Source organism: Bacillus sp. OxB-1, from assembly GCF_000829195.1.
GTDB lineage: Bacteria > Bacillota > Bacilli > Bacillales_A > Planococcaceae > Sporosarcina.
The window spans coordinates 38,375-52,236 of the sequence record NZ_AP013294.1; the positions used below are offsets into that span (position 1 = coordinate 38,375).

Sequence of the window (13,862 nt, forward strand, 5' to 3'; positions counted from 1 at the left end):
GCCGACCTCTTCCGGCTCCTCAGGTTGTTCCAGTTTTTCCGTTTCTTCTACTTGTTCGTCTATGTTTTCCTTCTGGACATCCTGTTTCTCGGTCCCGCATGCCACTAGGGTCATGAACAAAAAGAGCGTCAACATAGAAAAGATCATTTTTTTCAAAATCAGTCACCCTGCATCATTTTAGCATATCCGCTCTTCCTTTTCGATAATCAAATACTCTCTTGCTGTTTTCCGCGTTCACATTTTGCTCAAAAAGTTCCATTCAAATCTTTGATGTCCTCCAGCGGACGCAGAATAAAGCACGTTTCTTTCTTCGGGGTTCGAACTGTTTTATACTTGATTTATCCAAATCCTCTCCTTCGTAGAAGACGGGATTCAAAAATTTGCGAAAGGGTATTGGTTTACTTACAAGTATGACACAGCTTAGAAAGCGGGTTTTCGGAATGAACGTGCAGAAACGGAATTTCATCATAATTTGGATCTCCAACTTTCTCGTTGCCGGCACGATGACGATGATCATGCCCTTTTTAGCCCTCTACATCGAAACGTTCGGTGATCATTCGGATGCCTATGTCCAGAGGTGGTCCGGGCTCATCTTCGGGGCGACCTTCGTGACAGCCCTGCTAATGTCCCCGGTCTGGGGAAGGGTTGCGGACAAGTATGGATTCAAACCGATCCTGCTCATCAACGGGTTCGGAATCGCCACTTCTGTTTTTCTGATGGGATTTGTCCAATCGGTCGAAACCTTTTTCCTCCTCCGTCTCGCCAATGGGATCGTGACAGGGTTCATCCCTACCTCCTTGGCGTTCATCTCCTCTCAAACCGCAAAAGAAGAGGCGGGTAAGATGCTAGGGACGCTGCAGATGGGAAGTGTGACGGGCACGCTGTTCGGCCCCGTATTAGGCGGATTGCTGGCAGATGCCTTCGGTTTCCAATATACGTTCATCATTACATCCATTTCCGTGACGACCGCCGCCCTCATCGTACTGTTCGGATTAAAAGAGAAGAAGAAAACGAAAAACAAACGGGTTTCCCCGTACTCCCGGAAAATGATTATCCACGGAATTCTGCACCATCGCTTAATGCTCAATGTCATGATCATCACAGCCCTAATCCAAATCGGGAATTTCAGCATCCAACCTTTGCTTTCGCTATATGTCGCCGAATTGACCGATGCCAAAGATGTCGCTTTCCTGGCAGGTGTGACGTTCAGTGCAGCAGGGATCGGCAATCTTTTATTCGCCCGCCGTTGGGGGGTGTTAGGGGATGAGATCGGGTATGAAAAAGTGCTGTCCATCCTGCTCTTGCTCTCGTTCATCTTTATCATCCCCCAAGCATTTGTCACCCAGATTTGGCAGTTGTTCATCTGTCGCCTTCTATTCGGCATTGCAGTCGGAGGCATGATCCCTGTCACGACGGCATTGATCCGGCGGGAGGCCCCGGTCGATGTCCAAGGTGAAGTGATGGGGTACAATACGAGCTTCCGTTTTCTCGGCAATATTATCGGCCCGATGATCGGCGGGATCCTCGGTGGGTTTTTCGGAATATCCTCCGTCTTTCTCATCACCGGTGTCCTGTTTCTAGTCGGCTTCGCCTTCCTCTTCTACGCCCGCCGAAATAAAGAAGTGGATTTCGAACATTATTTGATGAATGAAAAACTATCGAAAATATAGCACACTCCGAACCGGAGTATGCTATATTTTTTCTATGGAATTGATTGGATAAAGGAGGGGCGTAGTTGAAGCAGTTGGTAGGATTTTTCATGATCGTCCTTACATTTCCGATTCTGTTCATCGTTCAAAAAGCGATTGCCGATGAATGGAAAACAGCGGATTCTTTCCATACGCAAATGAGCGAATCAATCGAGCTCTCCCCCCCTCCCATCACGGTCCCCGTCGTCCTGAAAGATCGGAACGGTCTTCTGTTCGCCGAAGAATACGTCGAATGGAGGGATCCGCTCCCGCTCGACGCCATCCCCCTTTTCGCGCAACAGCTCTTTTTGGAAAGCGAAGATCAAGGCTTTTTTGAGCATCGGGGTTATGATGTCGCGGCAATCGTCCGCGCCTTTGCGGTCAACGCCGCTTCCGACGAGACGAAACAAGGCGCCTCGACAATTACACAGCAAGTGGTCCGGATGCGGTTCCTTTCGACAGAGAAAACATACGAACGGAAATTGACGGAGCTGTTTTACGCAGCAGAGCTCGAGAAGCAATCGACCAAGGATGAGATTTTGGAAATGTATTTGAACGAGATGTTTTTCGGCAATCAAGTATACGGGCTCGGCGCCGCCGCCACGTACTACTTCAGCAAGCCGCTCGGGGAATTGACCGAGGGGGAAATGGCTTTTCTCGCCGCCATTCCAAATAACCCGTCGCTATACGATCCTCTCCGGCATTTTGACAATACGAAAAAGAGGCAGGAACGCCTCCTGGATGTCCTTGCGAACAATGGCGTCATCACGTCAGAGGACGCTGCGGATTATAAAAATGAAAAAATTGTACTGCATGTCAAGAAGAAGCAAAATGCCTTCCCCGTTTACAGTACATACGTCATGTCCGAGCTTTCCGAATTGATTGCCCGATCGGAAGGGCTTTCCAAACAATTGGCCGCAGCGAAGGATGAAAATGAAAAGATGGCGATCCGGACAACCATTTCCAATCGGACGCGTGAGGTGCTCGCCGCCGGGGTCGTCATTGAGACGGCACTGGACCCAAGCAAGCAAAGACGGGATGAAGGACGGGTATCTGCGCAGTTATATCCAGCAGGACTTCAAGCCGGGGCGGCCGTCATCGAAAACGGGACGAGGGAAATCGTCAGCCTATACGGCGGGAAAGACTATCGGAAAGCCGATTTCAACCGGGCCTATCAAGCCGTACGGCAACCCGGCTCCGCCATCAAACCGCTGCTCGTCTATGCCCCGCTGTTCGAAAGCGGCCCGTACTCGGAAAATACGCCCGTGAACAGTGATAATATTTGCATCGGCTCGTACTGCCCGACGAATATCGGGGGGTATGTGTATGGGACCGTGACCGTCAAAGAGGCATTCCGGCATAGCCATAACACGGCAGCCATCCGCTTATTGCGAATGGTGGGGATCCAGGACGCATTTGATTATATGAAGCCGTTCGGGTTCAAATCGGTCGTCGAGCAGGATATGAATTATCCGGCAGCGCTTGGCGGATTTTCCAAAGGAATGACGCCGCTCGAAATGGCATCCGCTTATACGAGCTTCATCGACGGCATGTATAAAACGCCGCATGCCATCCGTTCGGTCAAAAGCCGGGACGGTGATGTGCTTTACCAATGGGATGAAAAGAAAATCGAAGTGTGGTCGCCTTCTACGGTGAACGCGATGCGCCGCCTGCTGCAGGACGTTATATTAAATGGGACGGGTCGCGGCGTGGCACATTCCACCTCCTATACGGGCGGTAAAACCGGGACGACCGACCAATATAAAGATCTATGGATGGCGGGATTGAATGATCGCTATACAACGGCTGTTTGGGTCGGCTATGACAGGCAGACACCGATGAAACGCCTAAGCGACCAAAAGATCCATCTGCGCCTCTTCTCCACATTGTTAATGGACTAGCCGAAATTGGCTAGTCCATTTCATTTCCAAGGAAAGGCAAACTGGCGATCAACCCGTTATAGAGGCGCAGGAGGATGTATATAATGATTGATAGGAAAGCGCTCCAAATCGTAATCTCGAACACTAACAACCCAATTGTGCTGGCCACCGTCATGAACTTGCTGAGCTTATAGACCGTGAATACGAAATAGATGAACGTCGTGAGTAAAAAGATGCCTGCCAGCAGTTTGATGGAATTGATCCCCCCTGCGGAGACAAGCGAGCCGAAGAAGTAAATGACATTGCCCCCCCTTGCTTCACTGTAGGATATGCCATCCGGGTCTTTCGAAAAAAAGAGCATCGCCGTTTCATGGATTGTCTGGGCGATCAGCTTCAACGCGGAAAACAACATAAAAAACAAGAGAGCGTAGACGACAAGGAGGAAGACGCGCAGCTGCATATCCGTCAAAAACTCACGCATACCCGAATAAAGCCCGATTTCCTTGAACAAGCCGATGGACGTACTCACTGTATAAACCCCGAACGTCAGGCTGAATAGACTGATGGTCACAAAAGGCAAGTAACCAAAAAGGTATGGATTTTTCATAGGACACCCCTATATTGAAAATAGTCACTTTCCCTACTATATGGCCAACAATATGAATTGCAAGTATATGGCAGAGTCGTTATGAATTTATTATAACGCTTGATCCACCCCTGGACATACTCAAACTAGTTATAAAACACTGGCCTGCTTCTCTCAACTGAAACGACCAGCATTTCGAGAACAAATTTACGATAGTAAGAGGAGGCGGAATGGATTATGATGATAGGTTTAATTATCATCCTGCTCTTCGTATTGTTCCTGCCGTTCACAGTGAAAATTGTTGAAAGGAATTTGGAAGTCTTTTTATTTTTGATGGGGTTTGCGGCTGTCCTAGTCAGTCAAGTTCTCGATAGGGCTCTCATCATGAAAGCGCTTGAAGACCCGATACATATTACATTGGCCGTCGTTGTAGCTGGGTTGCTTTTCCGCTGGTTGCAGAAACCTGTCGAGAAAACGATACTCGGGATGAGCCGGGCGCTCCCTTTCCGTCTTTTCTTAGCGCTCATCGTCATTTTCCTCGGTATCGTTTCCAGCATCATCACTGCGATTATTGCGGCGATCGTTCTGGTCGCGGTCGTCAGTGTGTTGAGACTTGATCGAAAATCCGAAATCCGGCTTGTTATACTGGCTTGTTACTCGATCGGACTCGGCGCTGTTCTGACGCCAATCGGAGAACCGCTTTCAACTGTTGCTGTAAGCAAGCTCGATGAAAGTTTCTTTTATTTATTGAAGCTGATCGGTCCGGAAATCATACCGGGTGTTTTCATTTTCGGACTATTGGCTGCTTTGATGATCCATCCGAAAAAGCAATTTCGCAAACGGATGGACCAAGAGACCGAATCGTATATGGATATTCTGATCCGCGGCTTCAAAGTCTATCTATTCGTCATGGCTCTCACTTTGCTCGGTGCAGGTTTCGAACCGTTCATCGAACGTTATTTGCTTGGGCTCAATCCGCTCATCCTCTACTGGATCAATATGATATCCGCCGTGTTGGATAACGCTACATTGGCCGCCGCGGAAATCAGCCCTGCCATGGATGATACGACCATCCAAGCAATCCTCCTTGGACTCCTTGTCAGCGGAGGGATGCTGATTCCGGGGAACATCCCGAATATTATCGCGGCCGGCAAATTGAACATTAAAAGTTTGGAATGGATGCGCTTCGCCGTGCCCGTCGGTTTACTCGCCATGATTGTGTACTTTTTAATCATCGTCTTTTTTTAGAAATGTTGATATTCTGTCACTTCCATCCATTTATTTAAATAGGAAGAGATCGAACCTTGGACAGTCCATGCTGTCCAAGGTTTTATTCTGAATGGGGAAACAGTCAGATTGTCTTGCATTCAAACCTTTGAAAACATCCTTATTTACGTTATACTTTAAAACAGTGAAAAAATAATGTTTCAATTAATTGAAAGGAGGATTTTTTTGGAATTCGTATTCTTGATATTCCTGCCGATCGTCGCTGCATTGTTCGTGCCCTTCCTTTATAAGAAGGTAAAAGGCATACATACAGGCTGGTTTGTACTATTCGTCCCGGTCGCATTGTTTATCTATTACATCCGTTTACTCAAGACGACGATGGACGGAGGGCATCTCATTTCTGAGCTCCAGTGGATTCCATCGCTCGGAATATCATTTGTTTCGTATATTGATGGTCTCAGTCTTCTGTTCACCCTACTGATTACGGGGATCGGGGCACTCGTCGTGCTCTACTCCATTTTTTATTTGGATAAAAACCGGGAAAAGTTGGGCAACTTCTATGTCTACTTACTCCTATTCATGAGCGCCATGCTCGGCGTTGTCCAATCGGATAATGTCATTTCGCTCTATTTGTTCTGGGAACTCACTTCAATCTCATCCTTCCTCCTTATCGGGTATTGGTACACGCGGGACCGCTCGAGATTTGGTGCTTTAAAATCGATGATGATTACAGTGTTTGGCGGATTCATGATGCTCGGGGGATTCATCCTTTTAGGAATTATGGGGGATACCTTCTCGATCCGGGAATTGATTGATCAATCTTCCGGTTTTGTTGGACAATCCTTTTTCACTATCGCCCTTGTCTTGATTTTGCTCGGTGCATTTACTAAATCCGCTCAATTCCCGTTCTATATTTGGTTGCCGGATGCAATGGAAGCGCCTACGCCAGTCAGTGCGTACCTCCACTCTGCCACCATGGTGAAAGCGGGACTCTATCTCGTCGCTCGTTTCACGCCGATATTTGCCGCTTCCGAACTATGGATTTGGCTAGTGACCGGCATCGGATTGCTCACGCTGTTTTGGGGTTCATTCTTCGCTGTGAAGCAAACGGATTTGAAAGCGATCCTTGCGTTTTCAACGGTCAGTCAGCTCGGGCTGATCATGTCCTTGCTCGGTGCAGGAGCCATTACATACCATACCAATGAAGCGATCTTCGGGTTTGCCATGTTCGCCGCCATCTTCCATCTGATCAATCATGCGACATTTAAAGGGAGTTTGTTCATGATTGCAGGGATTGTGGATCATGAGACCGGCACGCGGGATATCCGAAAACTCGGCGGATTGATGAGCATCATGCCGATCAGTTTTACGGTTGCTTTCATCGGATCCATGTCAATGGCCGGATTGCCGCCATTCAACGGCTTTTTAAGTAAGGAAATGTTCCTGCAATCGATGCTAGCTTTGAAGCATTTCGAACTGTACAACTTTTCGACATGGGGAATCCTTTTCCCAGTCATCGCTTGGATAGCGAGCGTATTCACATTCATTTATAGCTTTTATTTTGTATTTCGGACCTTTACAGGCAAAGGGAAAATCGAGACATTGCCAAAGAAACCGCATGAGGCTCCAATCGGTATGCTGGTGTCCCCCGTTTTCTTGGCAGCGCTTGTCGTCGCAATCTTCTTCATTCCGAATGTCGTGGCGAAATGGTTCATCAAACCTGCCGTCATGGCAATCCAGCCTACGCTATACAGCCACCCTTCCGAAATCGGGGTGCATGTTGCGGCATGGCATGGATTCGATTCTCCCGCATTGTGGTTGACGGTAGGTGTGATCGCTGTCGGGGGCATCCTATACAGTGCACTTCCCAAGTGGCAGAAGCTCTACGATTTCCAACCGGATGGCCTCTCTTTGAATCATTTCTATGATTCGGCGATGCTTTTCAGCGAACGCGGCATGAACAAAATTTCCCGTTTCTATATGACGGGGCATATCCGCACCTATTTGATCATGATGTTCGCTTTTATCGCAGCTGGGACCATTGCAACGCTGTTCGGTAAAAACGCTTTCGTAGTCGATCCATCGAGTTTTGCACCGGTCCATACATATGGCGTTTTGACAGCGGTTGTCCTTTTGCTGGCAGTTTATATGGTCGTGGTCGCGAAAACACGTTTGTCGGCAATCATCGCACTCGGGGCTGTAGGCTACTCGGTCGCCTTGTTCTTCGTCATTTACAAAGCGCCTGACTTGGCTCTCACGCAGCTCGTCATCGAAACCGTATCCGTCGCTTTGTTCTTATTGGCATTCCAGCACTTGCCGAAACTGCAATCGCATGGAGAGACGAAGAAGAACAAATTGACCAATGCCATCATTGCACTTGGGGTAGGCGTGACGGTGACATTAGTTGCCCTATCTGCCCATTCGCAAAAGTTGATCCCATCCATTTCCCAGTATTATAAAGATACGGTTTACACGGAAGCGGCAGGCGGAAATATCGTCAACGTCATCTTAGTGGATTATCGTGGATTTGATACTTTGTTCGAGATTGCCGTTCTGTCCATAGCGGGGATTGGCGTCCTGAGCATGATTCGTCTGCGTCTTGCAAGAAAGGAGAGTACGAATGAAAACAAATGATGTCATCTTACAGACGACAACGAAAGTCGTATTCTTCATGATTTTCCTTTTTTCCATCCATATCTTCTTCGCCGGCCATTACACACCCGGCGGAGGGTTTGTCGGTGGATTGCTGACAACGGGAGCCATCGTTTTATTGCTGCTTGCTTTTGATTTGAAAACGATACAGAGGGCGTTGCCATTCAATTTCACGATTGTCATCGCGGTCGGATTGGTCCTGGCTCTCGGCACGGCCTCGGCGTCCATCTTTTTCAATGTACCTTTTTTCACGCATGCTTTTGACGACTTCACGCTGCCTCTATTCGGTGTGACTTCCCTGCACACGGCAATGGCTTTTGACGCCGGAGTATACTTGGTAGTAGTCGGGGCGGCCATCACGATCATCCAGACGATTGGAGGGGATGCGTAATGGAACTGATCATGGCCATTGTCATCGGTGTCCTGTTTACCGCTGCCGTCTATCTGATCCTTTCACGAAGCCTATTGAAGATCATCCTCGGAACCGGGTTGTTGAGCCACGGTGCCCATTTGCTCATCTTGACGATGGGCGGCTTAGGCGGACCGGCACCTCCTGTTTTGGCGGAAGGCGTGACCGATTACGTCGATCCTTTGCCACAAGCCTTGATTCTGACCGCGATCGTCATCAGCTTCGGAGTGACAGCCGTCATCCTCGTGATGGCGTACCGGGCTTATGCTGAGCATAAGACGGATAATATGAATCTGATGAAAGGAAATGACGAACATGATTAACTTACTTTTATTCCCGATCATTTTGCCATTCCTTTTCGCGATTCTGCTGCTCTTTTTCAAGGAAAATGTGCGGCTTCAACGGATTTTTACCGTCATCGGCCTGATTATCAGTTTGGCGGCATCGCTGATCCTTGTCGCCAAGGTAAAGACTGATGGCGTTCAGGCGATCACGCTAGGCAGCTGGCCCGCACCATTTGGCATTTCGATGGTTTCGGACATGCTCTCTGCCCTGCTCGTGACGACGACGATTCTGATTACACTTTTCATCGTCATATACAGCTTTACCTCGATCGGCGAAGGGCGGGAGCGTTATTTCTACTATTCCGCCATCCTGTTCATGGTGACAGGGGTCAATGGTGCATTTACAACAGGCGATATTTTCAACATGTTTGTATTTTTCGAAGTGCTTCTCATCGCTTCCTACGTTCTTATTGTGCTAGGCGGGGAGAAAAAACAACTTCGCGAATCGATTAAATACGTTTTGGTCAACGTCGTTTCTTCGGCCCTATTCGTCATTACCGTCGCCTTCCTCTATTCTGTCGTCGGAACATTGAATATGGCTGACATTTCCGTGAAATTGACGGAGATCGGCCCTTCGGGAATCGTCTCGGTCATTGCGATACTCCTGTTGATCGTCTTTGGAATCAAAGGCTCGATTTTCCCGCTGTACTTCTGGCTGCCAGGCTCGTATGCGGCTCCTCCGATTCCGGTGCTTGCCCTATTCGGTGCCTTGCTGACGAAAGTCGGAGTGTATGCGATCATGAGGACCTATACCTTGTTTTTCCTCACGGACATCGGCTTCACCCATAGTTTCCTGCTTGCCCTTTCTCTATTGACGGTCATCGCAGGTTGTATCGGAGCTCTTGCGTATTTTGATTTAAAACAGATTATCATCTACAACATCGTCATCGCGGTCGGGGTCATCCTGTTCGGCGCTTCCCAAATGAATGAAGCTGGTATTTCAGGGGCGATCTTCTACCTGATCCATGATATGTTGATCAAAGGGGCGCTGTTCCTGTTGATCGGCATCATCATCCATGTGACCGGCACATCGAATTTGCGGAAGATGGGCGGCCTGATGAAGACCCATGCCCCTCTCGGCTGGATGTATTTGATCGCTGCATTTGGACTGGCCGGCGTACCGCCGCTTAGCGGATTCATCGGAAAACTGCTCATTGTCAAAGGGGCATTTGAGGCGGGTCATATTTGGGGGAGCATCATCATCCTCGCTTCCAGCCTGATCGTCCTGCTGTCGGTCATCCGGATTTTCATCTATGCTTTTTGGGGAGAACCCCGACCGTTGGCGGCTCCGCAAGAGAAACAATCCTACCGCCGTCTGATGTTGCCTGCCGTGGTTCTCGTCATCCTATCTGTGATGTACGGAGTCGGAACCGAATGGCTGGTCCCTTATATGACGGATGCCTCGGATGTACTATTACAACCATCTATGTACATAGATGCGGTGCTAAAGGAGTAGAGGACGATGGCATTTCAAATATTATTGAACTTTTTTATTGCCGTCGTTTGGATGTTCATGAACTCCTCCATGTCGGCAACGACCTTCATCGTCGGCTATTTGATCGGTCTTCTATTGATCTTCATGATGAGACGGTTTTTCAAGACACGGCTGTATATATGGCGTGCTTGGGCCGCGTTGAAGCTTACATTGCTGTTTTTCAAAGAATTGACGCTCTCGAATATTTCGGTATTGCTTCTCGTCATCCGGCCGAAACTGAATATCCAACCGATGATATTCGCTCTGCCGACCGACTTGGAACATGACTGGGAAATCACTTTGCTTTCCAGCTTGATTACCTTGACGCCGGGAACGATCGTCATGAACGTATCGGATGATCAGCGCACTCTCTATATCCACGCAATAGATGTGGACGATGTGGAAGAAGCGATCGATTCCATCAAAAATTCATTTGAAAAAGCGATCAAGGAGGTGAGCCGACCGTGATAACATTCATATGGGCTTGTTTACTAGTGGTGGTTCTCTGTATTATAGGGTTGCTCTACCGTGTCTATAAAGGGCCTTCCATACCGGACCGCCTCATTGCCTTGGATGGCATCGGCGTCATGCTCATTTCCGCCATTGCATTGCTATCCATCCTGTTCGATACTGAGTTTTTCATCGAAGTCATTTTACTGATAGCGATCATGTCTTTCATCGGAACGGTTTCCTTCTCGAAATTCATTGAGAAAGGGGAGATCATCGAACGTGACCGTACTAGCTAATAGTCTGATTGTCCTTACGATTGTCGTAGGTGTCGTCTTTACGATTGTCACGGTAATCGGTGTTCTTCGGTTGCCCGACGTCTATACACGGGCACACGCAGCTTCCAAAAGCGCGACACTGGGGGTTCTGAGTATCTTGCTCGGTGTCTTCCTCCACTTCTGGTTCAATGAAGGGCATTTCAGCATCCAACTCTTGCTCGCCATCGCCTTCTTGTTCATCACTTCTCCTATCGGGGGACATTTGATGAGCCGGGCCGCCTACTTGTCAGGTGTCAAGCCGAGCGATTTGACCGTTGGAGATGAACTGGCCGATGTTGTCAAAAAGAGCCAAAAGGGGAAAACCAAACTGCAAGAAGAAGATTAAAAAAACACGCATGGTGCCGGTACGCCGGTCCATGCGTGTTTTTTCATTCAATAAAAGCCGCCGTAAAATCCGTATGGCGAATATGGATACCCGTACGGATAATATCCATACGGATAGTACGAATACGGATATCCTCCGTATCCATAGGAAGGAAACAGGACGGATCCGAGAAGCCCACCGGCCAAGCCGCCTAAGAACGGCCCTCCAAATCCATACCCGCCGCCATAACCGCCGCCATATCCACCATGTCGATAACCACCACGTCGAGGCATCGTCATCCCCCTTTCCCACTTATCCTATTCGTTGGTGACAATATGAACGGGGACATCCGCCCATCATGGCGCCGAGACGCTGGCAAAATTGAGGCAGCGGACTTGACAGCGACCAACCTGCAACGAATAATTCAAACCTCAGAACATAAATTGAGCATAGGGAGGGAGTTTAACTGAGCGATCAACAGAATCGGAAGATGAATGATAAGGAGAAACAACTTGAGTTTTTCAAAGTGGATGACAAAGGAAAAAAACTGACAACCAACCAAGGCTTGAAAGTGTCGGAAGATGAATTTTCTTTGAAAGCCGGAGTGCGTGGTCCGACCATCATGGAGGACTTTCATTTCCGCGAGAAGTTGACCCATTTTGACCATGAACGGATTCCTGAAAGAGTCGTCCATGCGCGCGGGTTCGGAGCACATGGAGAGTTCCAATTATATGAGAGCCTGCAGGAATATACGAAAGCGAAGTTCTTGCAAGATACGTCCATTAGAACGCCGGTGTTCGTCCGGTTTTCCACAGTCAACGGAGCAAGGGGGTCCGCCGACACTGCTCGGGATGCGAGAGGATTTGCGACGAAGTTTTATACGACTGAAGGAAATTATGATTTAGTCGCCAATAATATCCCGGTCTTTTTCATCCAGGATGCGATCAAATTCCCGGACGTCGTGCATTCATTCAAACCGGAGCCGGACAACGACATCCCGCAGGCCTCGACGGCTCATGATACGTTCTGGGATTTCGTGGCCAATAACCAGGAGAGTGCACATATGATCATGTGGATCATGTCGGACCGGGCCATCCCCAGAAGTTTTCGGATGATGGAAGGGTTCGGCGTCCATGCTTTCCGATTTGTCAATGAACATGGGAAAGCTTCCTTTGTTAAATTCCACTGGAAGCCCCTCTTAGGAACCCATTCCCTCGTTTGGGAGGAGGCTCAAAAACTAGGAGGGGTCGATCCGGATTTCCATCGCAATGATTTATGGAATGCGATTGAAAAAGGGTTTTATCCTGAATTTGAGCTGGGAGTCCAAATTTTGAAAGAAGAGGATGAGTTTGCACTTGGATATGATATTTTGGATGCGACAAAGCTTTGGCCCGAAGAGGTGATTCCGGTTAAAATCATTGGAAAAATGACATTGAACCGGAATGTGGATAATTTTTTTGCCGAAACCGAGCAGGTCGCCTTCCATCCCGGCAACGTCGTCCCCGGAATCGACTTTACAAATGACCCGTTGCTGCAAGGCCGTCTCTTCTCCTATACCGATACACAGCTGATCCGTCTTGGCGGTCCGAACTTCCATGAAATACCGATCAATAGACCAATCGTCCCCTTCCATAATAACCAACGCGAAGGCTATCACCGGCAAACTATTAATAAAGGGAAAGTGAACTATCACCGAAATTCCTTGGCAGGAAACACACCCGCCCCCGCTAGTGCGGCGGAAGGCGGATATACACATTACCAGGAAAAAGTGGAAGGCCGGAAAATCCAGGCTCGCAGCGAAAGTTTCGAAGACCATTTCTCGCAGGCAACCCTATTCTGGAACAGTATGAGCCCTGCGGAAAAACAACATATCATTGATGCGTTCAGTTTTGAATTGGGAAAAGTGAAAAGTCTTTCGGTGAGAAAGCAAGTCGTCGATATGTTTTCGAATGTCAGTTTAGAGTTGACAGGAGCATTTGCAAAAAGGATCGGCGTGGCTCCGCCCTCCAAAGGCGGCTCAACCGTCGTCGACTCATCCCCTGCTCTCAGCCAGCACAATACGGTTTTCACCCCGAGTACACGGAAAGTTGCCGTAATCCTAGCAAACGGCTTCAACGGTCCGGATGTAAAATATGTGATTGACCGCTTAATGGCGGCTGACCTGATGCCTGAATTCATCAGCGAAACCCAAGGGGAAGTTGTCGGTACGGATGGAGTTGCATTTGAGGCGGATCACACCTTCCTCACCGCAAAATCTGTTCAATTTGATGCCGTTTATATAGTGAATGGCAGTAATAGAAAATTCAACAAGGATGCGGCTTACTTTGTCGATGAAGCCTTTTCGCATTATAAGCCGATCGGCGCCACCCACCAAGGAATACAGTTCCTCACCGTGAACAAATTTGACGGAAAACCTGGCGTGATTGCAGGATATGACATTCAAAAATTTCCCGATGAATTCATCCGTGCGATTGCTGCACATCGGTTTTGGAACAGGAAAATCGTTTGAGCGA

At 48.4% G+C, this 13,862-nt stretch carries 13 protein-coding genes; 11 read left to right on the forward strand and 2 right to left on the reverse strand.

All coding sequences use genetic code 11. The annotated features are described in order from the left end of the window. Positions 1-440: 440 nt before the first annotated feature. On the forward strand, positions 441-1,670 hold the full coding sequence (locus OXB_RS00280; RefSeq protein ID WP_041070700.1) for an MFS transporter: 1,230 nt from the start codon (positions 441-443) through the stop codon (positions 1,668-1,670). A 65-nt stretch (positions 1,671-1,735) separates the two neighbouring features. Then, a complete protein-coding gene (locus OXB_RS00285; RefSeq protein ID WP_041070702.1) occupies positions 1,736-3,589 on the forward strand; it encodes a transglycosylase domain-containing protein in 1,854 nt (617 codons plus the stop codon). A gap of 10 nt (positions 3,590-3,599) precedes the next feature. Here OXB_RS00285 and OXB_RS00290 read toward each other — a convergent pair whose 3' ends face one another. Further along, a complete protein-coding gene (locus tag OXB_RS00290) occupies positions 3,600-4,175 on the reverse strand; it encodes a YufK family protein (RefSeq protein ID WP_041070704.1) in 576 nt (191 codons plus the stop codon). A 216-nt stretch (positions 4,176-4,391) separates the two neighbouring features. Here OXB_RS00290 and OXB_RS00295 point away from each other — a divergent pair, with 216 nt between their 5' ends. From OXB_RS00295 to mnhG, 8 genes are all read left to right on the forward strand, one after another. Continuing rightward, positions 4,392-5,402: a DUF1646 family protein gene (locus OXB_RS00295; protein WP_041070706.1), complete on the forward strand. Its 1,011-nt coding sequence runs from the start codon at positions 4,392-4,394 to the stop codon at positions 5,400-5,402. 204 nt (positions 5,403-5,606) lie between these two features. After that, positions 5,607-8,015, forward strand: coding sequence for a Na+/H+ antiporter subunit A (locus OXB_RS00300; RefSeq protein WP_041070709.1), 2,409 nt, complete (start codon positions 5,607-5,609; stop codon positions 8,013-8,015). Continuing rightward, the gene (locus tag OXB_RS00305) at positions 8,002-8,424 is read left to right on the forward strand and encodes a Na(+)/H(+) antiporter subunit B (RefSeq protein WP_041070711.1); all 423 of its coding nucleotides are present in this window, start codon (positions 8,002-8,004) and stop codon (positions 8,422-8,424) included. Before OXB_RS00300 ends, OXB_RS00305 begins: the two co-directional genes overlap by 14 nt. Further along, positions 8,424-8,765, forward strand: a complete 342-nt coding sequence (locus OXB_RS00310; RefSeq protein ID WP_041070713.1) for a Na(+)/H(+) antiporter subunit C — start codon at positions 8,424-8,426, stop codon at positions 8,763-8,765. Before OXB_RS00305 ends, OXB_RS00310 begins: the two co-directional genes overlap by 1 nt. Next, the gene (locus OXB_RS00315; RefSeq protein WP_041070715.1) at positions 8,758-10,242 is read left to right on the forward strand and encodes a Na+/H+ antiporter subunit D; all 1,485 of its coding nucleotides are present in this window, start codon (positions 8,758-8,760) and stop codon (positions 10,240-10,242) included. Before OXB_RS00310 ends, OXB_RS00315 begins: the two co-directional genes overlap by 8 nt. Positions 10,243-10,248: 6 nt before the next feature. Continuing rightward, positions 10,249-10,728, forward strand: a complete 480-nt coding sequence (locus OXB_RS00320; RefSeq protein WP_041070718.1) for a Na+/H+ antiporter subunit E — start codon at positions 10,249-10,251, stop codon at positions 10,726-10,728. Beyond that, complete coding sequence (locus OXB_RS00325) at positions 10,725-11,006, forward strand: Na(+)/H(+) antiporter subunit F1 (protein ID WP_041070721.1); 282 nt, start codon at positions 10,725-10,727, stop codon at positions 11,004-11,006. Before OXB_RS00320 ends, OXB_RS00325 begins: the two co-directional genes overlap by 4 nt. Continuing rightward, positions 10,990-11,370: a monovalent cation/H(+) antiporter subunit G gene (gene mnhG / locus OXB_RS00330; RefSeq protein WP_041070724.1), complete on the forward strand. Its 381-nt coding sequence runs from the start codon at positions 10,990-10,992 to the stop codon at positions 11,368-11,370. Before OXB_RS00325 ends, mnhG begins: the two co-directional genes overlap by 17 nt. A gap of 47 nt (positions 11,371-11,417) precedes the next feature. Here the strand turns inward: mnhG and OXB_RS00335 are convergent, their stop codons facing one another. Then, positions 11,418-11,642, reverse strand: a complete 225-nt coding sequence (locus tag OXB_RS00335) for a hypothetical protein (protein ID WP_041070727.1) — start codon at positions 11,640-11,642, stop codon at positions 11,418-11,420. A gap of 197 nt (positions 11,643-11,839) precedes the next feature. Between OXB_RS00335 and OXB_RS00340 the strand changes: the two genes are divergently transcribed. Then, positions 11,840-13,858 (forward strand): catalase, encoded by a 2,019-nt coding sequence (locus OXB_RS00340; protein WP_041070730.1) that lies wholly within the window; start codon positions 11,840-11,842, stop codon positions 13,856-13,858. Positions 13,859-13,862 lie beyond the last annotated feature (4 nt).